The sequence below is a fragment of the Limnohabitans sp. genome, assembly GCF_017848645.1.
Classification (GTDB): Bacteria; Pseudomonadota; Gammaproteobacteria; order Burkholderiales; family Burkholderiaceae_C; genus Limnohabitans_A.
In genome coordinates this window covers 34,026-59,310 of sequence record NZ_JAFEIF010000082.1, presented here as the reverse complement: position 1 = coordinate 59,310, position 25,285 = coordinate 34,026, and the positions used below count along the sequence as shown (strand labels likewise).

The window sequence follows — 25,285 nt, the reverse complement described above, 5'->3', positions numbered from 1 at the left end:
TAAAGCATGCCAACTCCCCCCAACCCCCTGGCCACTCTGATCCAAGCCGTGGCCTTTGCCGCCGACAAGCACCGCAACCAAAGACGCAAAGACGCCGAGGCTTCGCCCTACATCAACCACCCGATTGCGTTGGCCAACGTGCTGGCCAACGAGGGCGGCGTGCAGGATGTGACGGTGCTGTGCGCCGCCGTGCTGCACGACACCATCGAGGACACCGAAACCACGATCGACGAGCTGCGGGCCTTGTTTGGCGATCAGGTGGCTGCTGTGGTGCTGGAGGTGACCGACGACAAGTTGCTGGGTAAGGCCCTGCGCAAGCAGCTGCAGATCGAGCACGCGCCGCACATCTCGCCTCAGGCCAAGTTGGTCAAGCTGGCCGACAAGATCAGCAATGTGCGCGACATCCTGACCTCGCCACCCGCCGATTGGTCGCCCGAGCGCAAACAGGCCTACTTCGACTGGGCCGCCTCCGTGGTCGCAGGCCTGCGCGGCGTGCACCCGGGGCTGGAGGGGGTGTTTGATGGGCTGTATGCGCGGAGGTTGGGTTTGGGTTGATGCGCTGAATTCGTCGTGAGGGTGGTGGCGAATTGGGCTTTTCGGCCTTTCGGCCTTGATGCTTGTTTGCATAAGACCTGACACGAAAGGTGTTTGTCCTGCTTTGGCGTGTACCCTTTACGAAGAGGTCTTGATCTGCTTGCCTGGGGCAAGACGATGGCGCATAATTCGTTTCGATTTTTTCGTTTTTTCGCAACCCTCAAATTCAAGGAGTTTTGGTATGGGCACCCTTTTGCAGCCTCAAAAGCAGGTCAAATCTGTGGCCTTGTCGCAGCCTCCAAAATCGCGTTTGAGGGAGGATTCGGTAGCCTCGTTTCAGGCTCGATGCGCGTCGGCTTTGCGTTTGGCCTTGCCCAAGGAGTTGAAGGCGCATGGGGCCGTGATGCCGGCGTTGGACGTTGACGCCATGGCCGAATCGCTGGCCCGCCAGATGGCCCAATTGGCCGATGCACCTGCAAGCCAAGGCCGAGGCAAAGCGAAAGTCCAGCCAGCCAACGACTGGATCAGCACGCAGGAGGCGGCCAACCGTTGCGGTTTTTCGCGGCCGTTTGTGGCGGCTTTGCTTGACTCGGGCACTTACGCTGGCAAGGTGCACCGCACAGCAGGCGGTCACCGCAAGGTGCTGGCCAGCGAGTTCGAAGCGCTGGTTGCCAAGGCCTCTGCTGCGGCCCCCAAAACTTTGGCCCAAGCACGCAAAGCGGTGGATTTAACGCGTCTGGATGAAGGTCCGGCCACGGCAAGCAAGGCACGTCAACAGTCCAAGGCGCGGGCTGGTGCACTGGCCAAAAAATTGGGTTTGTCTGCTTGATGTTGCCCTTGCGGGTCTTGGCCGATGCCAACATTCTGGTCAAGGATGTGGTCTCGTATGTGCTGTTCGATTTGGCCAAGGCCAAGCTGATCGATCTGAGGTGGACGCCGCAGATTGAGGTGGAATACGCCAAACACCGGGCGCGGTTGCGGGCCGAAACGAATCAAAGAGAGCTTGCGTTTGAGGATTTGATTTGGGCTCAAAGACGTTTGGAGTCCATCAAAAAGTACTTGGTGCCCAATTGCCTCCCCCCGGGATGGCAAGCAGACGACAAGCGCTTGGATGTACTGCGAAACAGTTCGGTATTTGCGCCCCTGTTGCAGTTGCCTGATTCAGATGATGTGCATGTGGCGCTTGCTGCTGCCGATTGGGCAAGGGCATCGGGCGGCAGTGTGGTGCTGGCAACTGATAACTTGAAAGATTTACCCGGAATTGCTTTGCTACCGTTTGATGTCCACCCGTTGCATCCAGGTGATGTGCTGGATCTGGTGGCACAGTTGGACGCTGAGGGGTTGTCAAAGAGTTTGCTAAAGACAACTGCCGATTTCAAAAATCCAAAATTCACGCTGCTTGACATGCTGGCGTCTATTCGCAGTCCACAACAATTCCAAAATGAAGCATTGGCCTCATCACTCGCATCGCGCTGGGGATTGGTGGCTTGAGGCTTGTGAACTTGCCCCTTTGCGACGCCAAATGTCGTGGTGCTTCTGAAAATCAGATCAGGCCGCTCGGTTGAGCGGCCTTTCATTTTCAGGAGGTTCCGATGGGGCAGATCGATTCAATTCGGGCGGTGCGCGACACCTGCATGGCTTTGGCGTGGGATGGTGTGCGGTCCTTGCGCGTGAATGCCGATGTCGAAGATTTGCTGGCGCTGTTGCCTGCTGGGCATGCGGGGCGCGTTCACGGTTGGCCCCTGCAGGTGGCTTTTGCCGAGGCCACCAACGCTGCCGACCAGTCCCGCGCTTTGCACAGGGCCTGGTCGCAGGTGGTCACGCCCACAACCCGCAAGGCGCTGCTGCTGCGGGTGCATGCGCCGGGCGACTTCAATCCCCAGTCTGCGGTGTGGGCCGCGTGGCGCGCAGGTTTGCAGCCCCATTGCCGCGTGAGCTATTGGGACGTGTGGGACCCGCAACTGGCGGCGGGCCACAAGCGCTTTGTGGTGTGGGTGGGGGCGTGAGGTGGCACTAAGCGGCCCGCGCTTTCAGCGCCTCGATCAGCGCAGGCAAACCTGCCGCTGCCGTGCTGGGCCACTGCAAGTTCAGGTATTGGGCCAGGCCCGAGGGGGTGGGGTTGATTTCGGCCACGAATTTGCCGAGGCGGTGGGCGTTGATGGGCAGCTCGGCGGCGGGCCACACCACGCCCGAGGTGCCCACCACCAGCATGGCGTGGCAGGCGTCGACCGCGTCTTCGGCGTGCCGCCAGGGTTCTTGCGGCATGGCTTCGCCAAACCAGACCACGCCGGGGCGGATGTAGCCGCCGCAGTGCAGGCAGTGTGGCGGTTCCAGGTGCATCAGCTTGGGGTCGGGCTCGCCGGAGGCAAAAGCGCCGGGGCGTGCGCAGGCCGCGCATCGAGGCGCAAACAGGCTGCCGTGCAAGTGTGTGACCTGGGGGCTGCCTGCGCGTTCGTGCAGGTTGTCCACGTTTTGTGTGACCACGTCGACCTGCACCGCCTGGCCATGCACGCTTTGCAGCGTGTCTGCCAGTTGGGCGATGGCGCGGTGGCCTGCGTGGGGCTGGGTTTTGAGCACCGCGCCCCGGCGGCCTTCGTACCAGGCCCAAACGCGTTGTTTGTTGCTGCGCCAGCCGTCGGGTGAGGCCAGTTCTTGGGGGTTGAATTGGGCCCACAGGCCCTGGGTTGTGTCGGCATCTGCGCTGCGGAAGGTGGCGATGCCGCTTTCGGCCGACATGCCCGCGCCCGTGAACACCACGATGCGCCGCGCTTGCAGCAGGGTTTCGATCAGGACTTCGGGCGTGTTGGCGGTGGGGATGTTCATGCTGTGGGCTCCTGAATGAAATGGAGACGTCAGTATGGGCAGCCGGGCGACAGATGGTGTCGGGTCGGCTGCGTGTGGGCGGCAAAGGGGCCATTTTGTGGGCGGAAACAGGGCGCAAAGTTCCCGATCGGACATTTTTGTTGTCTTGAAACCTTGTTGGTGTGATAATTTCCCGATCGGGAACCTTTATGCGCCATGACATCCGCACACCGCAACAACTGGCCGACCAGCTGCGTGCCGCACGCAAGCGGCTGGGTCTGACGCAGGCCGAGTTGGCCATGGCCGCCGGGGTGGGCTTGCGCTTCATGGTGGACCTGGAGTCGGGCAAGCCAACGGTACGGCTGGAGACGGTGATGCGCGTGATCGATGCCTTAGGCGGGGTCATTCAACTGGCAGGATTGCCCGCCGATCCTGCACGGCACAAGGAGCCCGGCAATGGCGCATGAACTGGATGTGTACCTGTTTGCTGACCGTGTGGGGCAGTTGAGCTTGTTCAATGGTCGGCTGCAGTTTGCCTATGCCGCCGATTGGTTGGCCCATGCGCGAAGTCTGCCCTTGTCTCAGTCATTGCCTTTGCAGGCGGAGGTTTTTGATGACCAGGCCAGCCGTCCATTTTTTGCAGGGCTGCTGCCGGAAGGGCGGATGCGCCAGCTGATCGCCAGGCAGCACCAGGTTTCGCGCCAAAACGACTTTGCTTTGTTGGATCACATCGGGGGTGAGTGTGCGGGGGCTGTTTCTTTGCGCAATCCCGGTCAATCCATGGGCGGCAACGTCGCGGCAGCCGATGTGCAGTGGCTGAGTCAGGCCGAGCTGGCCACGATTTTGGACGAGTTGCCCAGCCGCCCCATGTTGGCCGGACAAGAAGGTCTGCGGCTTTCTTTGGCAGGCGCACAAGACAAACTGCCCGTGGTTTGGGATGGCCAACGCATGGGGTTGCCGCGCAACGGTGCGCCCAGCACGCATATCCTGAAACCTGCCATTGAGGCGGTGCCTGACAGTGTGGCCAATGAGGGGTTTTGCCTGGCGCTGGCCCAAGCCATGCAGTTGCCTGCAGCTGCGGCCAGCATGCATGTGTTGGATGGGCGATCGTTTTTGCTGGTTCAGCGTTACGACCGCATCCATGACCCTGAAGGACTGCAGCGTTTGCACCAAGAAGATTTTTGCCAGGCGCTGGGTGTGGTGCCCGAGATGAAATACCAAAACGAGGGTGGGCCCAATCTGGCCCAGTGTTTTGCCTTGTTGCGCAGCGTGACACGGCCCAGTGCGCCGCAGGTCTTGCACTTGCTGGACTATGTGGTGTTCAACGCCCTGATTGGCAACCATGACGCGCACGGCAAAAACTTTTCCTTGTTGTATGCGACTGGCGCAGTGCCTGTGTTGGCGCCGCTCTATGACACGGTGTCCACGGCGGTGTATCCGCGCTTGACACCCAAAATGGCGATGAAAATTGGCAGCAAATACAAATTCAGCGAGCTGCAGCCCCATCACTGGGGTGCTTTTTTTCGGTCAACGGGCTTGAGCCCATCGCTGGCCCAAAAACGAGTGATCGCCTTGGCCAAACGGCTGCCCACGCAAGCCCGTCTACTTCAGGCCGACCCTGCAAAAGGCTTTGCCCAGCAAGCCGTGGTGGCGCACATCACGGACTTGATCGAGGCGCGTTGCGCACTGACGGTACGGCGTTTGGAAGAGGATGCGGCGAGGTAATCAGGTCAGGTGATTCAAAACGTTGTGGCCGGGTTCAGCGCCACGCCGCAGCGCTCCAGGCGTTTTTTCATGCAGAGCACTTGGGCGTCTTTGCTGTGCAGGGTGGCGGTGTGAGCCACGGCCAGGTCGATGAATTTTTGGTCGTCGGCGTCTTTGCAGGCGTAGGGGGCTTTGGGCGCGTCGGGCTGCAGTTGGGCCCAGCGGTCAAAGTGGTCCAGCACCACGCTGGCTGGCACTTGGCGGTGCGTCAGGCGTTTGGCGATTTGCGGGTAGGCCAGCACGCGGGCCAGCTCTTCGCGCATGGCGGCGGTGGCCAGCCAGTGCGTGCTGCCGCTCTCTAAGCTGGTGCGCAGGGCTTCGGCCTTGGGCTCGTCAAACACCCACAGGTCGAGCACGATGTTGGTGTCCAGCACGCGGCGGGTTGGTGCTTGAATCCCGACTGCGACCGCAGCATGGCGCTGGGGCGTGCCGACTTCTCGGCCACCCTCAAGGCCTACCTGAGTACCCAACTGTGCAGCTACTTCCGAGCCCAAGCCCACCTCCAGGCTCATGGTGCAGATGTTCCTGATGTGTCGGTGCCGGGCGTGCCCGCTGGGGTGTTGGTGCCGTCGCCAGGCACGCGCTTCAAGCTGCCTTTGACCATGTCAAAGCGGAACAGGCGGCATTCGATGGGGCCGTTCCACATGGGCACGCGGCGCGATTCTTTAAGGCGCATTTTGCTGGGCAGCTTCAGGTCGGGCGTGAGCATCCAGGCGCTCCAGCCGCTGTAGTTTTTCTTCCAGTGGCTGGCCAGTTGGGCGAAGAAGTCGCCGCCGTCATCGGTCTGGGCAGTCTCGCGGTGGTGGCTTGGGGTGGCAGCTCGGGAACTGGCCAGGGCACCCGGCTGGAAGTTGTCACGCCCACGCCCGGCCACACCCGCTGCGGCAATGCGCTCGCCATAGGGCGGGTTGAGCAGCATCACGCCTGGTGTCTCGCTGGGGGGCATGCGTTGCAGGGCGTCGCCACCCCGGAACTCGATCACGCCCGAGACGCCTGCACGCTCGGCATTGCGCTCGGCAAAGTCGACCATTCGGAAGGCCACATCGCTGCCAAAGACGGGCGCGGTGGGCTCGTGTTCCAGGTCACGGGCTTCTTCGATCAGGCCTTGCCAGACGTGGTTCTGGAAGGGCAGCAATTTTTCAAAGCCAAAGCGGCGCTGCAAACCGGGCGCAATACCGCAGGCGATTTGCGCCGCTTCGATCGGGATGGTGCCGCTGCCGCAGCAGGGGTCGTACAGCGGTGTGGTGCCGTCCCAGCCGCTGGCCGCGATCATGGCGGCGGCCAGTGTTTCTTTCAACGGGGCGTCGCCCTTGTCGGTGCGCCAGCCGCGTTTGAACAGGGGCTCGCCCGAGGTGTCGATGTAGAGCGTGGCCGTTTCGGGCGTGAGGTGGGCGTAGATGCGCACGTCGGGCCAGGCGGTGTCGACGCTGGGGCGCTCGCCACGCTTGGCACGAAAGCGGTCGGCCACGGCGTCCTTGATCTTGAGGGCGGCAAAGTTCAAGCTGGTCAGCGGGCTGTGCTGCGCGGTGATGTCGATCTTGAAAGTTTGCTTGGGCGTGAACCAGATTTCCCAGGCCACTTCGCTGGCGGCGTTGTACAGGTCGTTTTCGTTGCGGTAGTCGGTCACCGACAGCTGCACCAGCACGCGCTGCGTCAGGCGGCTGTGCAGGTTGATGCGCATGGCGTCGCGCCAGGAGGCGCGGGCCATCACGCCGCCACGGCCGGTCATCAGGTCGTGGCCCGTCAGGCCCGTGATGGCGTGCACCTCGTCGGCCAAGAAGCCCTCAACGCCCGCGGCGCAAGGCATGAACAGGTTCAATGAATTCACTCAAATACTCTCAAAGGGTTTTGCGCAGGTTGGCGGGCGCGATCTTCAGGGCTTCGCGGTACTTGGCCACCGTGCGGCGGGCGCAGTCGATGCCTTGCTCTTTCAGCATCTCGGAAATCTGGTTGTCCGACAGGGGCTTGGCGGGTTTTTCAGCGGCCACAAACTGCTTGATGAGCGCCCGCACGGCGGTGCTCGATGCGGCGCTGCCGCTGTCGGTGCCCAGCCCTGAGCCAAAGAAATACTTCAGCTCAAAGGTGCCTTGCGGCGTGGACATGTATTTGGCCGTGGTCACGCGGCTGATGGTGGACTCGTGCATGCCCAGCTCGTCGGCGATCTCGCGCAACACCAGCGGGCGCATGGCCAGCTCGCCATGCGTGAGGAAGTTTTTCTGCCGCTCCACGATGGCGGTGGACACGCGCAAGATGGTGTCAAAGCGCTGCTGGATGTTCTTGATGAACCAGCGCGCTTCTTGCAGGCGTTGCTGCAGGCCCGCATGGTTGTCGCCCTTGCCGCCGCGCAGGGCGTTGGCATAGATGTCGTGCACACGCAGCTTGGGCATCACGTCGGGGTTGAGCTGGATGCGGAATTTGGGCGTGGCCGTCTTGCTGGTGTTCACCACCAGCACGTCGGGAATGATGATGTTTTGCTCGGCCTGCACAAAGGGACGGCCGGGCTTGGGTTCGAGCCGGGCGATGAAGGGGATGGCGGCTTTGACCACGGCTTCGCTCAAGCCGCAAGACACGGCCAGGCGCTTGAAATCGCGCTTGGCCAGCATCTCCAGTGGCTGGGCACACATGGCCAGCGCAGCCTGGGCCACCTCGTCATCGGGCGCGTCTTTCAGGTGTGCCTTGATTTGTATGCGCAGGCACTCGGCCAGATCGTGTGCGCCCACCCCCACGGGTTCGAGCGATTGCAGCAAGCCCAGCGCCACGGTGAAGCGGTGTACCAGCTCGTCGAGTTGCTCGAAGTCGTCGGTGCCTGCAAGCCCAGCGGCCAGCTCTGGCAAGGTGTCGGTCAGGTAGCCATCGTCGTTGAGCGATTCGATCAGAAAGCGCAGTGCGGCCCGGTCGATCTCGGACAGGCGCAGCGACAAGGCCTGGCGGTGCAAGAAGTCGGTCAGCGAGCCGCTGCTGCGGGCCAGGTCTACGGCATCGGCCGTTTCTTCTCCGGTGTTTTGCCGGGCTGGGGCGTCGCCACCCCATTCGCTGTCGTCGGCGCGCATGTCCACGCTGCCATCGCCATCCCAGCTTTCGGCCACGTCGGTCACGGCTTCGTCGCGGGTTTCGCTGGCGTTGTCGTCACTGCTGCTGGCGGTGCTGGCGCTTTCGCTGACCCTGTCGCCCAAACTGACATGGGTGTCGGCTTGGTCCAAGCCAAAGGCTTCGGCGGGCGCTTCTTCTTCGGCACGCTCCAGAAAAGGGTTCTCGTCCAGCATCTGGTCGACCTCTTGCGACAGCTCCAGCGTGGACAGTTGCAGCAGGCGGATCGATTGTTGCAACTGGGGCGTGAGCGCCAGGTGCTGGGACATGCGAAGCGACAGGCCGGGCTTCATGGCTGTGCTTTCAAATCGAGAACAGGGTTCGCTTCCATCACATCCTGAAGTGTTCGCCCAGGTACACCCGGCGCACATCGGCGTTGGCCACGATCTCGTCGGGCGTGCCTTCGGCCAGTACGCGGCCTTCGCTGATGATGTAGGCGTGGTCGCAAATGCCCAGTGTCTCGCGCACGTTGTGGTCGGTGATGAGCACGCCAATGCCGCGCTGCTTGAGGAAAGCGATGATGCGCTGGATTTCGATCACGGCAATCGGGTCGATGCCGGCAAAAGGCTCGTCCAGCAAAATGAAGCGCGGGTCGGTGGCCAGGGCGCGTGCGATCTCCACGCGGCGGCGTTCACCGCCTGACAGCGCCACCGAGGGCGAATCGCGCAAATGGTCGACCCGCAAATCGCCCAGCAATTCAGTCAGTCGCTTTTCCACTTCGGCACTGGACAAAGAGCGGCCTTGCGCATCGGTTTGCAACTCCAGAATGGCCCGCACGTTGTCGGCCACCGAGAGCTTGCGGAAAATCGAAGCCTCTTGGGGCAAGTAGGACAAACCCATGCGTGAGCGCTTGTGAATGGGCATGCGAGTCACATCTTGGCCGTCGATCAGGATCTGCCCGCCATCGGCCCGCACCAGGCCCACGATCATGTAAAAAGAGGTGGTTTTGCCCGCGCCGTTGGGGCCAAGCAAACCCACCACTTCGCCCTTGCCCACCTGCACCGATACGTCATGCACCACCTTGCGGCTGCCGTAGGCTTTTTTGAGGTGGCGCGCTTGCAGGCGGCTGTCGGCGGCAGCGGCAGTGCTCATGGTTTTTGGGTGGGCATGAGGCCAGGGCTGGTACGCAAGGCGGGCGCGCTGGCTGAATTGGCTGCTGGCGCTGACGCCGCATTGCGGGGTGTCAGGATGGCGCGCACGCGTTGGCCCGGACCGTTGGCTGCCTGGCCGTCCACGGTCATGACTTCGCTGGTGTTGTTGAACACGATCGTGTGGCCGTTGAGTTGGTCAGCCACCTGGTTGCCACGCAAGATGCGCACCTCGGCGCGTTGGCTCAGGGTGATGATGTCGGCTTGGTTGTCGTACGTGACCTGTTCGGCCTCGCCTTCGGTGAATTCGTTCACGCCTTCACGCTTTTGCCGGAAAAACACCCGCTCGGATGGGGCCGCCCAGAGTCGGGCCACTTGACGGCCTTTGGCGTCTTGCTGCACCTCCATGCGGGCGGCGCGCAAGACCAGCGTGCCCTTGATGGCTTGCACCTTGCCGGTGAACTGGGTCAGCTGACGCGCTTCGTCGTGGCGCATGCTGTCGGCTTCGATCTGCATGGGCTGGTCGCGGTCGGCTTTTTCGGCCCGACTGGGCAGAGCCAGCAAGCTCGCGCAAACGGCCAACAGGCACCAAAGGGCCAAGCGAAGTGAAGAGGGTGTTGTGAGGGGCATGAATCTTGCTGTGAATCTGTTCCATTGTAGGTGCAAGCGCCCCGCATCGCGCCCGCAGCAGGGCAAAAAATCAAAGGGTGGGCGCAAAAAAGCCCGCACGGGTCAGCGGCGGGCTTCGGGGCGTGCATTCCGTTGGAATGCCCAGGGGACTCAGCGGCCCTGGCGGGTCTGGGTGATCAGCGCGTCGGCCACTTGCAGGGCACGCGGCATGCTGCCAGCCAGGGTGCCGTCGATGTAGTAACGGCCCGCCACGCCCAGCGAAGGCACGCCTTCGATCTTGAAGTCGTTTTGCAGCTGCACGGCACGCTTGGCCTTGGTGGCCACACCAAAGGACTTGTAGGTCTGCTCGAACTTGGCTTTGTCAATGCCTTGCTTTTCGGCCCAGGCCAGCACGGCGGCATCGGTGTTGAGCATCTGTTTTTCGCCATGGATGGCGGTGAACACGCGGATGTGCATCTTCTCGACCAGGTTCATGGCTTCGAGGGTGTAGTACAGGCGCTGCTGGGGCACGAAGTCGTCCCGGAAAGCCACAGGCACGCGGCGCACCACCACGTCTTTGGCGGCATTTTTGGCCCACTGCTCGAACGCGGGTTCAAACTGATTGCAGTGGGGGCAGCTGTACCAGAAGAACTCCAGCACCTCGATCTTGCCGTTGCCCGCTTCGGCGGCCACGGGGCGTTCCAGGGTGATGTAGTCCTTGCCTGAGCGGAAGGCTTGTTGCGCCCAAGCAGATGCAGTGCCCATCAAGGCGGTCGCAGTCAGCATGGCGGTGGAGAAAAGGCGTCGTTTCATGAGAACTCCTGTAGGGGGTGCTGCTTGGGTGGTTCAGCGTTGCAGGCGAACCAGGGTGTTGTCGATGCCGTTGCTTTCGAGCTGGGCCCGGACGCGTTCGGCGGCGTTCTTATCACTGAAAGGCCCCAAGCGTACGCGGTAAACCACGCGCCCGGCTTGATCTCGCTCAGAAACCTTGGCGTCCAGGCCCAATAGTGCGAGCTTGGCTTTTTGGGCGTCGGCATCGGCGCTGGTGCGGTAGGCGCCGGCCTGCACCACATAGTCAAAAGGGTCACTGGCGTCGGCGGGGGCTGAGGGTGTAGCGGGCGTGTTCAACCCCGACTTGGCTTTGGCCAGATCGCCCAAAGGGTCAGCCGTCACAGCAGGGCGGGGCGGGGTGATGGCTTTGTCTGCGGTCTGGGGTGCTGTCACTGCCGCGCTGGTATCTGGCGCAACAGGAGGCTCGGCCGGGGCCTTGGGCTGCAGCACGCTGTTGGGGTTCCAGTCCTTGTTCTTTTCGGTTTCCTGCACGTCTTGCGCACTGGTGCGGGGCTGGTTTTTGTTGGAAAACGGCGTGGGCACCTTGGTCACGTAAATGGCCACGGCCAAAGCCACGCCCAGGCCCAACACCAAGCCGATGATGAAGCCTAGAAAAGTACCACCGCCCTGTTTGTTCAAAGTCATGCCGTGTCCATTCACATTTTTTGCGGGGCCGAAACGCCCAGCACTTTGAGGCCGTTGCGCAGCACCTGCGCGGTGGCTGCCACCAGCGCCAGACGCGCTTTTTTGACCGCTTCGTCGTCCACCAAAATGCGCTCGGCATCGTAGTAGCTGTGGTACAGCGAGGCCAGATCGCGCAGGTAAAACGTCACGTCGTGCGGCGCGAAGTCGTTGGCGGCAGACGTCAGCATCTCGGGGTACTTGGCCAGGGCCAGCATGAGCGCATGGGCCTGCGGGCTTTGCAGGGGCGACAGGTTGGCTTGTGCCAGCGAGGCCACATCGCCACCGTCTTTTTCTTTCCAAGCGGCCAGCACCGAGCAAATGCGGGCGTGGGCGTATTGCACGTAATACACCGGGTTGTCGTTGTTCTGGGCCAGCGCCAGGTCGATGTCAAAGATGTATTCGGTGTCGGGTTTGCGCGAGAGCAAAAAGAAACGCACCGCGTCTTTGCTGGTCCACTCGATCAGGTCGCGCAAGGTCACGTAGCTGCCTGCCCGCTTGGAGATCTTGACCTCCTCGCCGCCGCGCATCACACGCACCATGGTGTGCAGCACGTAGTCGGGGTAGCCCTCGGGGATGCCGACGTTGGCCGCTTGCAAACCTGCACGCACGCGGGCAATGGTGCCGTGGTGGTCGGTGCCCTGAATGTTGACCACCCGGGTGAAGCCGCGTTCCCACTTGGCGATGTGGTAGGCCACGTCGGGCACAAAGTAGGTGTAGGTGCCGTCGCCCTTGCGCATGACGCGGTCTTTGTCGTCGCCGTAGTCGGTGGATTTGAGCCACAGGGCGCCGTCTTGTTCGTAGGTCTTGCCCGCATCGCGCAGCTTTTGCACGGCGGCATCCACCTTGCCGCTGGTGTAGAGGCTTGACTCCAGGTAGTAGTTGTCAAAGCGCACGTCAAAGGCTTTGAGGTCCAGGTCTTGCTCGCGGCGCAGGTAAGCCACGGCAAACAGGCGCATGCCGTCCAGGTCATTCACATCGCCGCTGCCGGTGAATTCGCGGTCATCGGACTTGACGGTCTTTTTGGCCAGAAAGTCGTTGGCAATGTCCTGGATGTAGTCGCCGTTGTAAGCCGGGGCATTTTCGCCACTGGGCCACTCGGCGTCACCCGGCTTATAGCCCTTGGCCCGTAGCTGGGTGGAGTTGGCCAGCGTACCGATTTGCACGCCCGCATCGTTGTAATAAAACTCACGGTAGACCTGCTGGCCTTGGGTGGCGAGCAGGTTGCAAATGGCGTCGCCCAAAGCCGCTTGGCGACCGTGGCCCACATGCAAGGGGCCAGTGGGGTTGGCCGAGACGAACTCGACCAGTACTTTGTGGGGCTGGGCAGGCTGCTCGCCAAAGCATTCGGCCGCTTGCAGCACTTCGTGCACCACGGCTTGCTTGGCCGCGTCTTTCAGTCGGATGTTGATGAAGCCGGGTCCGGCGATCTCGATGGCGTCGACCCAGCGCTCGAAAGCCGGGGTGGCCAGCAAGGCGATGCGCAGGGATTCGGACAACTGCCGGGGGTTTTGCTTGAGGGCTTTGGCCAGCTGCATCGCGGCGGTGCAGGCCAGGTCGCCATGGGCGGCCACTTTGGGCGATTCGAAGGCCGCACGCGCACCCGCGCCGGTTTGGAGTTTTTCCAGTTCAGCGGCCAGGGCCGTGAGCAAATGTTGTTTGGCAGAAAGCATAGGGCGCGATTTTACGGGGGCGGGGCCAGTCTGCGCCGCCGGGCAGGTGCCATGGGTGGTTTTATGTGCAGCAATTACAGTTGGTCACAACTGCTGTCGCCCCTCGGTCCCGTTGGCGCGTTAAGGGGTGGACTGCACAAACCTGTGCGGTGTCATTTGTTCTTGGATCATTTTTTCGGAGTTCACACATGCGTCACACCCTTTCTATCGCGGCTTTGGGTTTTGCCTTGGTTTCTGGCATGGCTTTCGCAGCCGACCCCGTCAAGCCAGCAGCTGCTGCCGCCGCCGCTGCGCCTGCCGCATCTGCCCCTGCAGCCGAGAAAACACCTCAGCAAAACAAGATGGCCACTTGCAACAAAGAGGCCGAAGGCAAAAAAGGCGACGAGCGCAAAGCCTTCATGAAGGACTGCCTGAGTGCCAACAAGCAAGAAAAGCAGCAAAACAAAATGAAGACCTGCAATGCCGAAGCTGCTGGCAAAAAAGGCGATGAGCGCAAGGCCTTCATGTCAGAGTGCTTGAAGAAGTAAAAGCAAGTCGCCAGTTTTTCGCCAAGTGTGATGCGCCCGCTACAGCGGGCGCATTTCTTTTGGAGAAACCGATTCAAGTTCGAGTGGATGGGCCAAAGGCGAATTTTTTCAGGTGCCCTCCCTTGGGCAAATGGCATGGCCCCTGCCCATCACAGAGGCGGCTGTGCGGCCTTATCCCTCGGCCGCTTGCCAGTAACCGGGCTGCGCGTAATGGTGTTTCAGGTGGTCGATCCACAGCCGCACCCGCAGCGGCAAATGCTTGCGCTGCGGAAAGACCACAAAAATGCCGTTGGGTGGCGCGGCAAAGTCTTCCAGCACGGCCACCAACTGGCCTGAGCGGATTTCGCCCTCCACTTCCCAAGTGCTGCGCCAGGCGATGCCGTAACCGGCCAAGCACCAGTCGTGTAGCACCTGCCCGTCCGAGCAGTCGAGTGGCCCGCCCGGGCGCAAGTGCACCACGTCCTGGCCGCCATCTGCCGGGTTGCGAAAAGCCCAACCCCGGGTTTGCGAGGCGTCGCTCGACAAAGTCAGGCAGTCGTGCTGCAGCAAGTCGGACGGCTGCAAAGGTGTGCCGCGTCGCGCCAAATACGCCGGAGTGGCCACGCACAGACGGCGGTTGTCGGCCATGCGCACGCTCACCAGCGAGCTGTCAGGCAGGTCGCCCACACGCACCGCGCAGTCAAAGCCTTCGGCGGCCAGGTCCACCACCCGGTCGCTGAGGTTCAGCGAAATCGATACATCGGGGTGCAGCTCTCGAAAGCGCGGCACCAGTGGGGCGACATGGCGCCTGCCAAACCCGGCCGGGGCGGTGATGCGCAAATGCCCGCTGGCCTTGACGCCGCCTGCCGACACGCTGGCTTCGGCATTGGCCACATCCGTGAGCAAGCGCTGACAATCTTCCAGAAAAGCACTGCCTTCGTGGGTCAGGGTGATGCGCCGTGTGGTGCGCACCAGCAGCTTCACGCCCAGGTTTTCCTCCAGCGCATCGAGCCTGCGACCGATGATGGCCGGGGCCACGCCCTCAGCCCGGGCCGCAGCGGTCAGGCTGCCCTTGGTGGCAACCGAGACAAAGGTTTCGAAGGCTTTGAGCTTGTCCATGCGACCCGATTATGCGGGTTCAAGGTTGCAATGCCGCCGTCTTGGCGTGAGATTGGTGCGCGCGCAGTGGTGTTCAACGGCCAGGCCAGCCTTTGGGCAATCCCGCTTCGGGCGTCATGCCATACAGCGGCTCGCCAGGCAGGCCTGCTTGCAGCGGCTCGCGGGCGGCCATGAGCCGGTTCATGTCGACCCCGGTGGACACGCCCATGGCTTCGAACATGAAGACCAGGTCTTCGGTGACCACATTGCCCGAAGCACCCGGCGCATAAGGGCAGCCGCCCAAACCGCCGAGCGAGCTGTCGAAGGTGCGCACCCCTGCCTCGTAGGCGGCCAGGCAATTGGCCAGGCCCAGGCCTCGGGTGTTGTGCATGTGGGCGGCGCCCGTCAAGGCGCCCACTTCGCTGAACAGCGCCTTGAACAAGCGCGCGACCTGCGCCGGGTTGCCCATGCCGGTCGTGTCCGACAGGCCAATTTCGTCGACCCCCGCCTGCGCCAGTTGGGCCGCCAGCAGCAGCACATCGCCCTCGGGCACAGGGCCTTGCAAAGTGCAGCCAAAGGCGGTGGACATGCCCACCTCCACCGGCACGCCGGGCGCGATCTCGTCGCGCAGACGCAAGACGGCCCGTACCTCTTCGACCATGGCTTCCGGCGTTTTGCGCACGTTGGCCATGGAGTGCGCGTGGCTGGCCGATACGGGCAAGGTGAGCTTTTGCGCCCCGGCCTGCAGCGCCGCTTGGGCACCGCGCAAGTTGGGCACCAGCGCCATCACCCGCACCCCGCTGTGTCGCAGGGCGTGCTGCACCACCTGCGCGGCATCGGCCATTTGCGGCAAGAGTTGGGCGGGGACAAACGAGGCGACTTCAATCTCGCGCAAGCCCGCCGCTGCCAGCGCGTCGATCCAGCGCAGCTTGTCGGCGGTGGGCATGGTGGTCTTGACCGACTGCAGGCCATCGCGCGGGCCAACTTCGCTGATCAGGATTTCTGGGCTGGGGAGACGTGTCATGCCTGAATTAAACCGCAGTGCGCAGCGGTGTTGGGGCTTGAGCAAATCGCCCTGCATTTGTGCATAAAAGTCATGGGTCTATGAAGATCTGGCGGGTTTATCGGCGTCTAAATTTAGAATAGAGTGTTTGATCCCATGGGCTTCATGGCAGCTTGCCTGCTTTCAACAGAAGCCACCCCCCATTTTTTTGACTTGACCCCAGAGGTTTTCATGACTGCACGCACCGCGATCCACAACCTGCAAGTGGCCAACCCGCTGCTGAGTTTCATCAACGACCAGATGTTGCCCGCCACCGGCGTGGACCCAGACAAGTTCTGGAAAGGCTTCAACGACATCGTGGCCGACTTGGCCCCGAAAAACATCGCCTTGCTGGCCGAGCGCGACCGCATCCAGACCGCCATGGACCAGTGGCACACCGCCAACCCCGGCCCCGTAGCAGAAGGCAAGGCCATGAAGGCCTACCGCAAATACCTCAGCCAAATCGGTTACCTAGTGCCAGAGCCACGCAACGCCCAAGCAACCACTGCCAACGTAGACGCAGAGCTGGCCAAGTTGGCAGGCCCTCAGTTGGTGGTGCCGATCCTGAACGCCCGTTACGCCCTGAACGCGGCCAACGCCCGTTGGGGTTCTTTGTATGACGCGCTGTACGGCACCGATGCGATCAGCGAAGCTGACGGCTGTGAAAAAGGCACGGGCTACAACCCTAAGCGCGGCGCCAAAGTCATCGACTACTGCCGCAACGTGCTCGACCGCACGGCACCCCTGAAGACCGGCTCGCATGTCGGCAGCAAGGGCTACGCCGTGAAAGCGGGCAAGCTGGTCGTGACCCTGGCCAACGGCAAAAACTCCACACTGGCCGACGCCAAACAGTTCGTGGGCTACACCGGTGACGCCAAGGCCCCCGCATCCGTGCTGTTCGTGCACAACGGCATCCACCTGGACCTGCAAATCAACAAGTCCACGCCCATCGGCAAGACCGACCCCGCTGGCGTGTCCGACCTGATCGCTGAAAGCGCGTTGTCCACCATCCTCGACTTGGAAGACTCGGTCGCCGCAGTGGACGCCGACGACAAAGTGTTGGCCTATGCCAACTGGCTGGGCATTTTGCAAGGCACTCTGAGCGAAGAAGTGCAAAAGGGCGGCAAGACTTTCACCCGCACCATGAACGGTGACCGCGAGTACACCAAACCTGCTGGCAAAGGCACCGTGAAATTGCACGGCCGCTCGCTCATGTTTGTGCGCAACGTCGGTCATCTGATGACCAACCCCGCCATCCTCTACAAAGCCGCCGACGGCACCATGAAAGAGATCCCTGAAGGCATCCTGGACGCGATGGTCACCGTGACCTGCGCCTTGGTGGACTTGCAGAAAAAGTCATCGCACCCCCTGCGCAACAGCCGCACCGGCAGCGTTTACATCGTCAAGCCCAAGATGCACGGCCCCGCCGAAGTGGCGTTTGCCGACGAGTTGTTTGGCCGCGTTGAAAAAGTCATCGGCATGAAGCCGTCCACCGTCAAGCTGGGCATCATGGACGAAGAGCGCCGCACCAGCGCCAACTTGAAAGCCTGTATCGCTGCCGCCAAGAGCCGCGTGGCCTTCATCAACACGGGCTTCCTGGACCGCACGGGCGACGAGATGCACACCTGCATGCTGGCCGGCCCCGTCATGCGCAAGGGCGACATCAAGAACAGCACTTGGCTGGGTGCTTACGAGAAGAACAACGTCAACGTGGGCCTGGCCTGCGGCCTGCGCGGTCGCGCCCAGATCGGCAAAGGCATGTGGGCCATGCCCGACCTGATGGCCGACATGTTGAAAGCCAAAATCGGCCACCCCATGGCCGGTGCCAACACCGCTTGGGTGCCCAGCCCCACCGCCGCCACGCTGCACGCCATGCACTACCACCAAGTGGACGTGCCCGCCCTGCAAAAGCAGATGGAAAAGGCCGTGGCCAAGCAAGACCCGAAACAATTGCGCGAAGACACCCTCAACGCTTTGCTGCAGTTCCCCGTGGTGGCCAAAGACGCGGCCAACTGGTCGGCTGAAGACAAGCAAAAAGAACTCGACAACAACGCCCAAGGCATTTTGGGTTATGTGGTGCGCTGGGTTGATCAGGGCGTGGGCTGCTCCAAGGTGCCCGACATCAACGGCGTGGGCCTGATGGAAGACCGCGCGACGCTGCGCATCAGCAGCCAGCACATGGCCAACTGGATGCAGCACGGCGTGGTGACCGAAAAGCAAGTCAAGCAAACCATGGAGCGCATGGCCGCTGTGGTGGATGCGCAAAACGCGGGCGACGCGGCTTACCAGCCTATGGCCGGTAACTTCGCCAAGTCGGCGGCTTACAAAGCGGCGTGTGACCTGGTGTTCAAAGGCAAAGCGCAGCCCAGCGGCTACACCGAGCCCTTGCTGCACGCCTGGCGTTTGAAGGTCAAGGCGGCCTGAACGAATTCAGACCGGACAGGGTCTGACGCTTGAAAAAACGGCTCCTTCGGGAGCCGTTTTGCTGTGGGTCATGCGTTGCGGCACCGAGCATGCCTGAAAATAGGGTTTTATGGAGGGCGCAATGCGCTGGATAGACCGGATTCCGATGTTGTGGCTGGTGGGCATTGCCGTTTATTTGGCGGGGGCCCCGTTTGTGCCCGAGCCGCATCTGGTGGAGAAGTGGCGCATGCTCCTGCAAGGCAGCCTGAGCAAACCCATCGACATCTTTGATTTCTTCTTGCACACCGTCCCCATGGTGGTGCTGGCCATTCGACTGTGGCGTGACGCGCAGCGCCGCCGCCAGGGCAAAAACTGAGATTTCACCGCCATGACGCAGCCCGCCCTTGACCCCTGCCGCTGCCCCTTGTGCGGGCAGCCCAACGCCTGCGCCATGGCCACGCCCAACACCGGGGCTGCTGCGCCCGGGCCGTGCTGGTGCACGCTGGTTCAGTTCAGCGCCGACTTGCTGAAACAAGTGCCCGAAGCGGCGCGCAACAAGGCCTGCATTTGCGCGGCTTGCGTGGCGGCATCCGAACAGCCGTCTCAAGGCAAAAGCCAAGGCGAAAGCGAAAGCGACGTTGCATGAGCCTGGCCCAAGGCCCCCACAGCCTGCAAGCGCTGCAAGCGCGTTATGGCGAGCGGCACCGTTGGTTGCTGCTGCTGTCGGTGATGCTGGGCTCCATGGCGGCGGTGATGTCGTCCACCATCTTGAACGTGGCCATTCCCGACATGAGCCAGCACTTCACCCTGGGCCAAAGCCGGGTGCAGTGGGTCACCTCGGGCTTCATGGTGGCGATGACGGTGTCCATGCTGACCACGCCCTGGCTGCTGTCGCGTTACGGCTACCGCCGCGTGTACGAGGTGTGCATGTGGCTGCTGCTGGGCGGCGGTGTGGTGGGCGGCTTGGCCAATGATTTTCCACTGGTCATGGCCGCACGCGTGGCCGAGGGCCTGGCGGCGGGTGTGGTGCAACCCATCCCGGCCATCATCATCTTGCGGGCCTTCGCCTCGCACGAACAGGGCCGCGCCAGCGGGCTGTTTGGCATGGGTGTGGTGTTGGCCCCCGCCATTGGCCCCAGCATTGGCGGGGTGTTGGTCGATGTGTTCGGCTGGCGCTCGATCTTTTTCATGGTGGTGCCGCTGGCCATGGTGGCGCTGTGGCTGTCGCGCCGCTATGTGCCCACGTCGGCCCCGGGCGGTGTGCAGGCCGATGCGGGCAGCCCGGGCCTGGACTGGATCGGGCTGGCGCTGGCCAGCGCCTCGACCTTGATGCTGCTCAACGGTCTGGTGCAGCTGCGCGGCGACGATCACACGGTGGCCGTGGCCCTATTGGTGCTGGCGGGCGTGGGCATGGCGGTGTTTGTGGCTTGGCAGCGGCATTTGTTGCAGCCGGGCGGGCGTTTGCGCCGCGCCTCTTCGGGCCGAAAAGGCCAAGCTGTTCTTCCGGTGCGACGCGGCCCGCTCATGAACCTGCAGGTGTTTGGCCACCGCCATTTCGCCATGGGGGCGCTGGTGTCGTTCACCTACGGCATCGCGCTGTTTGGCTCGACCTATTTGCTGCCTGTCTACATGCAAATGGGTTTGAGGCTGTCACCGTCCTACATTGGCGCCGCCTTGTTGCCCGCGGGCATTTTGCTGGCCGTGACCATCGCGGCGGTGGGCCGTTTGTCGCACCGCATGCCGCCCGCCCATTGGGTGAGCTGGGGCTTGGCCTTGCTGGCGCTGTCGTTTGCGCTCATGCCCTTGGTCCACCCCGCGGCGGGCTTAGCGCTGCTGTGGATTTTGGTGATCCTTGGGCGCATTGGCCTGGGCTTCATCTTGCCTTCACTCAACCTGGGCGCGATGCGGGGATTGCCCAAAGACCTGATCCCGCAGGCGTCGAGTGTGATTGGTTTTGTGCGCATGCTGGGTGGTGCGGCGGGCGTGAGCATTTGCGCCATCGTGCTGGAGTGGCGTTTGGCGGTGTACGCCTTGGCTTCAAGCAGCCCGGGCAGCGCCGATTTACGTGCCTTCAACGAGACCTTTGTGTTTCTGGCCACCATGACGGCCTTGGCCTTGTTGGCCGCCTGGAAAATGGGTGAGGCGCCAACGCCTTCCAAGAAAGACTGAACCATGTGCCAACTGCTCGGCATGAACTGCAACACCCCCACCGATGTGACCTTCAGCTTCAGCGGCTTTGCCCAGCGCGGCGGCATCACCGACCACCACGGTGACGGCTGGGGCATCGCCTTTTTTGAAGGGCAGGGCGTGCGCCACTTTGTGGACCACCAAAGTGCCAGCACCTCGCCCATTGCCGACCTGATTCGCCGCTACCCGATCAAAAGCCAGAACGTCATCGCCCACATCCGCAAAGCCACGCAGGGCGAAGTGAGCCTGGAAAACTGCCACCCCTTTGTGCGCGAGCTGTGGGGCCGCTACTGGGTGTTTGCGCACAACGGCAACTTGGTGGACTACGCGCCGCGCCTGCACGGCAGCTTCAAGCCCGTGGGCCAGACTGACAGCGAGCGGGCGTTTTGCTGGCTGATGCAGGAGCTGGCCAAGTCACACGCCAGCGTGCCCAGTGTGCAAGAGCTGTCGCTCACGCTGCGCGAGCTGGTGCCGCAGATCGCCCGCTTTGGCACCTTCAACTTCTTGCTGTCTAACGGACAGGCCTTGTGGGCGCACGCCAGTACGAACCTGCACTATGTGCTGCGCAAGCACCCCTTCAACCGTGCGACTTTGAGTGACGAGGACTTGAGCGTGAACTTTGCCGAGCACACCCGCGAGACCGACCGGGTGGCGGTGGTGGTGACCGCGCCCTTGACCACCGACGAGGCCTGGACAACTTTTGAACCAGGTCGCGTTTACACTTTTGAAGAAGGCCAGCTTAGTTTTTGATGACAAAGTGAGAGAAGCATGAAAAAAAAGTTATGTGAAATTTTGACGGGTACTTTACTGGCACTTTTGAGCGCTCTGTCGTACGCTGGCAATTACCAGGATTGGTGGTGGGACCCCCAGCAAAGTGGCATGGGTTTCAATGTTGGTCACCAGGGCAATACAGTGGTGGTTGCTTGGTACAACTATGGTGAGGATGGCAAAGCGAGCTACCTCACCATGGCAGGGCCTTTGAATGGTTCCGTTTTGAAAGCAGGTTTATACAGAGGTACAGGCCCTGCACCGGGGCCGGGATATTCAGCCTCGCAAGTCAAGCAAACCCTTGTGGGTGAGGCCAGCATCACTTTTAGCTCTGATACCCATGCCCAATTCAATTACAGCTTTGACGGTAAGGAGGGTACGATGGCATTGGAGCGCTTCACGTATGACACAACGGACATCACGGGTACTTGGAGTTTTGTGAACAAGAGCACCTATGTTGGTTGCGATTACCCCGGGTACAACAAAAACCAAATTGACTACGGCACGATGCGCATTACCAAACAAACGGCAGCCCATACTTATTTGTTGCAGACGGGAAGTTGCGACATCACCTTTAAAGCCAGTCAAGCAGGGGCGCAGGTGTCTGGAGTCGGCACCTTTCAGTGCGAAGATGGCACCCGAGGCAGCACCGTTATATCTAAGATGACGGTAAACGACCAAGCCATGCGCATGAATTTGGTGCTGACTGACGCACCACCCTTGCGTTGCATCCAAGAGGCCGTCCTCACAGGCTTGAAGTGATGTTGTGTGATGGCCAGACCCTGCCCCTTAAAGCGCCGCTTCCACCGCGTCCCAAAACAGCGCCGCCACATCACAACCCATCTGGTCGGTGATTTCCTGAAAGCAGGTGGGGCTGGTCACGTTGATCTCGGTGAGGCTCTCACCAATGATGTCCAGGCCCACCAGCATCAGGCCGCGTGCAAATAGGATCGGTCCCAGCGTTTCAGCGATTTCGCGGTCACGCGCTGAAATCGGTTGGGCCACGCCCTTGCCGCCTGCGGCCAGGTTGCCGCGAACTTCGCCGCCTTGGGGAATGCGGGCCAGGCAAAAGGGCACCGGTTTGCCGCCGATCAAGAGCACGCGCTTGTCGCCTTGCGCGATGCCGGGCAAAAACTTTTGCACCATCACGGTTTGTGCGCCGCCGCGGTTCAGGGTCTCGATGATCACGCCCAAATTCAGGCCGTCTGCGCCCACCTTGAAGATGCCTGTGCCGCCCATGCCGTCCAGGGGTTTCAAGATGATGGTGCCGTGCTCGGCATGGAAGGCGCGGATGTCGGCCTCGCTGCGCGTGACCAAGGTCGGCGCGATGAACTGCGGAAACTCCAGTATGGCCAGCTTTTCGGGGTGGTTGCGCAAGGCGGCCGGGCTGTTGAAGACCTTGGCGCCTTCGCGCTCGGCCTGGCTCAGCAGGTGGGTGGCGTAAAAGTATTCGCTGTCGAAAGGCGGGTCGGTGCGCATGATGACCGCGCCAAAGTCCTTGAGGTTGGCGCGGCGCGTGGCGGTCTGGGTGAACCAGGCGTCTGGCTGGCCAGTGAGTGTGATGTCGCGCACCTGGGCCGACACGGCTTCGCCTTGCTGCCAGCGCACATCGGTCATCTGGCAGGCCACGACCTGGTGGCCGCGCTTTTGCGCTTCGCGCATCATCGAAAACGTGGTGTCCTTGTAAATCTTGAAGGACTCGAGGGGGTCGGCAATGAAGAGGATATGCATGGGATCATTTTAGAGGGCAGCTGTGAATGTGCGGGTCACTTGCGGTACGCGCATCTGCAAAGCAGATAAGCGCTGTAGATGTGAGCGCAGCCGCCATCAAAAAAGCCAAGCGTTTTCGCTTGGCTTTCAGGACGTGCTCAGTCCATCTCTTCTGCGGCTATCCGTGACCGTGGGTCACAAGCCAATTTTCCCGCCATCGTCTTTCGTGATCATCAACGTGGCAGAGCGAGGGCGGCCTGAAGGGCCATAGGCAGAAGGTAAGCCACCACCGTTGCCTGGCCACTGGCTTTGGAAGCTAAAGGCAGGACTGGTGCCTATTTTTGTGGTCATTTCACCGGGGTGCTGGATGTTCACAAACAAAGTTTTGCCATCTGCGGTTTCCGTCAAACCTGTGACTTCAGCCCCCTTGGGAGCCACCAAGAAGCGGCGCAAACGCGATTCACCCAAAATGCCGCCTACAAAAGTTTTCTGTTTGCCTGTGGTCGTCACGCCGTTGGCAGTTAACGAGTTGTTCACCACAAACTCTCCGCCGTCACCCACTGTGCCAGGCACGGCGGCCAGCAACATGCAGTTGGTTTCGTCGGTGAAAGCGCCATCATCGGTTTGGATCCAGCAAATGCCCGTGCTTTTGCTGAACCACAGGCCATCAGGGGAAGACATGCTGTTCTTGGCGGTCAATTGGGAAATATTCACATCGGACGAGGAATCTTCTTCCGCACCAAACAGGAAGATATCCCATGTGAAGGTTGCGGCCGTTGACAAGTTACCAGCTTCTTTGAAGCGGATGATATGGCCGTTCGGGTTGCCACTGCCTTTGTTGCCATCCGGGTCGTTGTAAGCGCGAGGGTTGGCTGCATCGACTTTCGCTGGGGTTCGGTTGGCCGATGAGTTGTTGGTCAGTGCAAAGTAAATTTCACCATTGGCATGATTGACCGCGCCCCATTCCGGGCGGTCCATTTTTGTGGCCCCGGCTGCGTCAGCAGCCAGTCGGGTGTGCACATAAATTTCAGCTTGGTTGGCAAAAGCAAAAGAGCTGTAACCACTGATGCTGCTGTTGCTCATGCTCAGTTCAACCCACTGCCCGGAACCGTCGCTGTTGAACTTGGCTGCATAGAGCTTGCCTTCGTTCAAGTATTTGTTGCCAGCAACGATACCGCCACCGATGTCTGCCGCATCCCAGTTGGCCGTGGTGACAAATTTGTAGATGTACTCATTGCGGCTGTCACAACCCATGTAGAACGACAAGGGCTTGCCAACCACCGGAATGCTGCACACGCAAGCTTCGTGTGCAAAGCGCCCCATGGCCATGCGCTTGGCGGGTACAGCGCTGGGGTTGGCGGGGTCAATCTCGACGTTATAGCCAAAAGTGTTGGGCTCATTGCGAAAGTCATCGGCAGCGGTGGCGCCTCCCGCTGCAACGTTCCAGCGGCTGAAACGGTGATTGTCATCTGCCAGGTCGGTAGGGGTGAACCAACCTTGACCTGACGCAGCGGTTGCACCCGCAGCGATAGCGGTTTTGGCCACGCCATAACGGGTACGCGACGCCAATGTCTTTGCGTCCGTCGGGGCGGCTGCGCCAGTCGCAATGTTGAAATAAAACGCCCAGTTTTCTTCACAAGCCAAGTAAGTGCCCCATGGGGTCGCACCATGGCCGCAGTTGTTCAAGGTGCCACGCACAGTCGCGCCAGTGGTGTCAAATTTGGTCACCATCATGGCTTTCAAGTCAGCCAAATGCGCGGCTGGGCCGGTGACATTCATCAAGGTCTGGGGGGTGATGTGACGGTTCATGCTGGATGTGGCGTTGTAACCCGTGGGTTTGCCGTTGATGTCCAAGGTGACTTCTACGATCGACACGCCGTGCAGATTGATTTCTTTGAGGACTTGGTCGCCAGGGCGAGTCAGGGCATCCCAAGAGCCAAATTGGTCAAACTTCTTGCCGGTCACCCCCCCCGATGTCTGGCCCGTGGGGTTCAAAAAGTGAGCGTCAGCCGAGCTTTCATGGTTGATCGCGATCACCGCCTTGTTGGTGGCGGTGTAAGTGGCCTTGTTGTTGGCATCGATGTAGAAAAGCTGCATGCCATCGTGGTGATCGCCTACTCGATTTTCCCAGCTGTCACCTGTTTCTGTGCCGGCATTTGAATAGGCTGGCGCCAATGGGCTCAAGGTGTCGCCTGTGGCGTGCAAAATTTTGGCGGTGTAGCCGCTCGGCAAGACGATTTGATCAAGAATGCTTTTGTTGACCGCCGTGAAAGCCAGTGTGCTGCTTGTAGGCAGTGTGGGTAAACCAGCCGCTGCGCTGGCGCCACCGCATCCCGGCAACATGGGCAAGGCGAACATGGATGCCAAACCCAAGCCACCACGCAAAATGGATCGGCGTGACGGGTTTTCCAGAGCACGCGTCAGTACGTCTTGAAAGTGTTCGTTGTTGGAATGGTTGTTGATCGGATCAAAGTCATGTGACATGGTGAAAGCTCCAAAAGC

Annotated in this window: 26 protein-coding genes; 13 read left to right on the top strand and 13 right to left on the bottom strand. The window is 61.4% G+C overall.

The genetic code is table 11. The features are described from left to right. Positions 1-27: 27 nt before the first annotated feature. From QZ190_RS17585 to QZ190_RS17570, 4 genes are all read left to right on the top strand, one after another. Complete coding sequence (locus tag QZ190_RS17585; RefSeq protein ID WP_291919141.1) at positions 28-555, top strand: HD domain-containing protein; 528 nt, start codon at positions 28-30, stop codon at positions 553-555. A gap of 220 nt (positions 556-775) precedes the next feature. After that, a complete protein-coding gene (locus QZ190_RS17580; protein WP_291919030.1) occupies positions 776-1,363 on the top strand; it encodes a hypothetical protein in 588 nt (195 codons plus the stop codon). 17 nt (positions 1,364-1,380) lie between these two features. Then, complete coding sequence (locus tag QZ190_RS17575; RefSeq protein ID WP_291919027.1) at positions 1,381-2,025, top strand: hypothetical protein; 645 nt, start codon at positions 1,381-1,383, stop codon at positions 2,023-2,025. A gap of 101 nt (positions 2,026-2,126) precedes the next feature. Further along, positions 2,127-2,540: a hypothetical protein gene (locus tag QZ190_RS17570; RefSeq protein ID WP_291919026.1), complete on the top strand. Its 414-nt coding sequence runs from the start codon at positions 2,127-2,129 to the stop codon at positions 2,538-2,540. A 7-nt stretch (positions 2,541-2,547) separates the two neighbouring features. On the opposite strand, the gene QZ190_RS17565 is transcribed toward QZ190_RS17570, so the two are convergent. Next, positions 2,548-3,357: an NAD-dependent deacylase gene (locus QZ190_RS17565; RefSeq protein WP_291919025.1), complete on the bottom strand. Its 810-nt coding sequence runs from the start codon at positions 3,355-3,357 to the stop codon at positions 2,548-2,550. Between the two features lie 188 nt (positions 3,358-3,545). Between QZ190_RS17565 and QZ190_RS17560 the strand changes: the two genes are divergently transcribed. After that, a complete protein-coding gene (locus tag QZ190_RS17560) occupies positions 3,546-3,803 on the top strand; it encodes a helix-turn-helix transcriptional regulator (RefSeq protein WP_291919023.1) in 258 nt (85 codons plus the stop codon). Next, on the top strand, positions 3,793-5,061 hold the full coding sequence (locus QZ190_RS17555) for a type II toxin-antitoxin system HipA family toxin (RefSeq protein WP_291919021.1): 1,269 nt from the start codon (positions 3,793-3,795) through the stop codon (positions 5,059-5,061). The genes QZ190_RS17560 and QZ190_RS17555 overlap by 11 nt, the downstream gene beginning before the upstream one ends. Before the next feature lie 14 nt (positions 5,062-5,075). Here the strand turns inward: QZ190_RS17555 and QZ190_RS17550 are convergent, their stop codons facing one another. The 8 genes from QZ190_RS17550 to argS all read right to left on the bottom strand — a co-directional run bounded on the left by QZ190_RS17550 (position 5,076) and on the right by argS (position 13,069). Continuing rightward, complete coding sequence (locus tag QZ190_RS17550; protein WP_367114250.1) at positions 5,076-5,612, bottom strand: putative toxin-antitoxin system toxin component, PIN family; 537 nt, start codon at positions 5,610-5,612, stop codon at positions 5,076-5,078. Continuing rightward, positions 5,609-6,928 carry a THUMP domain-containing protein gene (locus tag QZ190_RS17545; protein ID WP_291919019.1) on the bottom strand — a complete coding sequence of 440 codons (1,320 nt, stop codon included), beginning with the start codon at positions 6,926-6,928 and terminating at the stop codon, positions 5,609-5,611. The genes QZ190_RS17550 and QZ190_RS17545 overlap by 4 nt, the downstream gene beginning before the upstream one ends. Positions 6,929-6,938: 10 nt before the next feature. Beyond that, positions 6,939-8,480 carry an RNA polymerase factor sigma-54 gene (locus tag QZ190_RS17540; RefSeq protein WP_291919018.1) on the bottom strand — a complete coding sequence of 514 codons (1,542 nt, stop codon included), beginning with the start codon at positions 8,478-8,480 and terminating at the stop codon, positions 6,939-6,941. A gap of 37 nt (positions 8,481-8,517) precedes the next feature. After that, positions 8,518-9,279 carry an LPS export ABC transporter ATP-binding protein gene (gene lptB / locus QZ190_RS17535; RefSeq protein WP_291919017.1) on the bottom strand — a complete coding sequence of 254 codons (762 nt, stop codon included), beginning with the start codon at positions 9,277-9,279 and terminating at the stop codon, positions 8,518-8,520. Then, the gene (gene lptA, locus QZ190_RS17530; RefSeq protein WP_291919014.1) at positions 9,276-9,905 is read right to left on the bottom strand and encodes a lipopolysaccharide transport periplasmic protein LptA; all 630 of its coding nucleotides are present in this window, start codon (positions 9,903-9,905) and stop codon (positions 9,276-9,278) included. The genes lptB and lptA overlap by 4 nt, the downstream gene beginning before the upstream one ends. 150 nt (positions 9,906-10,055) lie before the next feature. Beyond that, positions 10,056-10,697: a thiol:disulfide interchange protein DsbA/DsbL gene (locus QZ190_RS17525; protein WP_291919012.1), complete on the bottom strand. Its 642-nt coding sequence runs from the start codon at positions 10,695-10,697 to the stop codon at positions 10,056-10,058. Positions 10,698-10,730: 33 nt separating this feature from the next. After that, positions 10,731-11,360, bottom strand: coding sequence for an SPOR domain-containing protein (locus QZ190_RS17520; RefSeq protein WP_291919010.1), 630 nt, complete (start codon positions 11,358-11,360; stop codon positions 10,731-10,733). 11 nt (positions 11,361-11,371) lie between these two features. Next, positions 11,372-13,069, bottom strand: coding sequence for an arginine--tRNA ligase (gene argS, locus QZ190_RS17515; RefSeq protein WP_291919009.1), 1,698 nt, complete (start codon positions 13,067-13,069; stop codon positions 11,372-11,374). A gap of 188 nt (positions 13,070-13,257) precedes the next feature. On the opposite strand from argS, the gene QZ190_RS17510 reads away from it, so the two are divergent. Then, positions 13,258-13,596, top strand: a complete 339-nt coding sequence (locus QZ190_RS17510; protein ID WP_291919007.1) for a PsiF family protein — start codon at positions 13,258-13,260, stop codon at positions 13,594-13,596. Positions 13,597-13,767: 171 nt separating this feature from the next. On the opposite strand, the gene QZ190_RS17505 is transcribed toward QZ190_RS17510, so the two are convergent. Together QZ190_RS17505 and QZ190_RS17500 are read right to left on the bottom strand one after the other, a co-directional pair. Further along, positions 13,768-14,694 carry a LysR family transcriptional regulator gene (locus QZ190_RS17505; RefSeq protein ID WP_291919005.1) on the bottom strand — a complete coding sequence of 309 codons (927 nt, stop codon included), beginning with the start codon at positions 14,692-14,694 and terminating at the stop codon, positions 13,768-13,770. 73 nt (positions 14,695-14,767) lie between these two features. Next, complete coding sequence (locus QZ190_RS17500) at positions 14,768-15,697, bottom strand: hydroxymethylglutaryl-CoA lyase (RefSeq protein WP_291919003.1); 930 nt, start codon at positions 15,695-15,697, stop codon at positions 14,768-14,770. A 210-nt stretch (positions 15,698-15,907) separates the two neighbouring features. Between QZ190_RS17500 and QZ190_RS17495 the strand changes: the two genes are divergently transcribed. From QZ190_RS17495 to QZ190_RS17470, 6 genes are all read left to right on the top strand, one after another. Then, entirely contained in the window at positions 15,908-18,139 is a 2,232-nt protein-coding gene (locus QZ190_RS17495; protein WP_291919001.1) for a malate synthase G, read from the top strand. 121 nt (positions 18,140-18,260) lie between these two features. Beyond that, positions 18,261-18,494: a hypothetical protein gene (locus QZ190_RS17490; RefSeq protein ID WP_291918999.1), complete on the top strand. Its 234-nt coding sequence runs from the start codon at positions 18,261-18,263 to the stop codon at positions 18,492-18,494. A 12-nt stretch (positions 18,495-18,506) separates the two neighbouring features. Beyond that, positions 18,507-18,764 carry a cysteine-rich CWC family protein gene (locus tag QZ190_RS17485; protein WP_291918997.1) on the top strand — a complete coding sequence of 86 codons (258 nt, stop codon included), beginning with the start codon at positions 18,507-18,509 and terminating at the stop codon, positions 18,762-18,764. Next, a complete protein-coding gene (locus QZ190_RS17480; RefSeq protein ID WP_291918995.1) occupies positions 18,761-20,287 on the top strand; it encodes an MFS transporter in 1,527 nt (508 codons plus the stop codon). The genes QZ190_RS17485 and QZ190_RS17480 overlap by 4 nt, the downstream gene beginning before the upstream one ends. Before the next feature lie 3 nt (positions 20,288-20,290). Further along, positions 20,291-21,055, top strand: coding sequence for a class II glutamine amidotransferase (locus QZ190_RS17475; RefSeq protein ID WP_291918994.1), 765 nt, complete (start codon positions 20,291-20,293; stop codon positions 21,053-21,055). An 18-nt stretch (positions 21,056-21,073) separates the two neighbouring features. Beyond that, positions 21,074-21,835, top strand: a complete 762-nt coding sequence (locus tag QZ190_RS17470) for a hypothetical protein (RefSeq protein ID WP_291918992.1) — start codon at positions 21,074-21,076, stop codon at positions 21,833-21,835. 27 nt (positions 21,836-21,862) lie between these two features. Here QZ190_RS17470 and gshB read toward each other — a convergent pair whose 3' ends face one another. Both gshB and QZ190_RS17460 read right to left on the bottom strand, forming a co-directional pair. Further along, positions 21,863-22,804, bottom strand: a complete 942-nt coding sequence (gene gshB / locus QZ190_RS17465) for a glutathione synthase (protein ID WP_291918990.1) — start codon at positions 22,802-22,804, stop codon at positions 21,863-21,865. 174 nt (positions 22,805-22,978) lie between these two features. Next, on the bottom strand, positions 22,979-25,267 hold the full coding sequence (locus QZ190_RS17460) for an alkaline phosphatase PhoX (protein ID WP_291918989.1): 2,289 nt from the start codon (positions 25,265-25,267) through the stop codon (positions 22,979-22,981). Between the last annotated feature and the right edge of the window lie 18 nt (positions 25,268-25,285).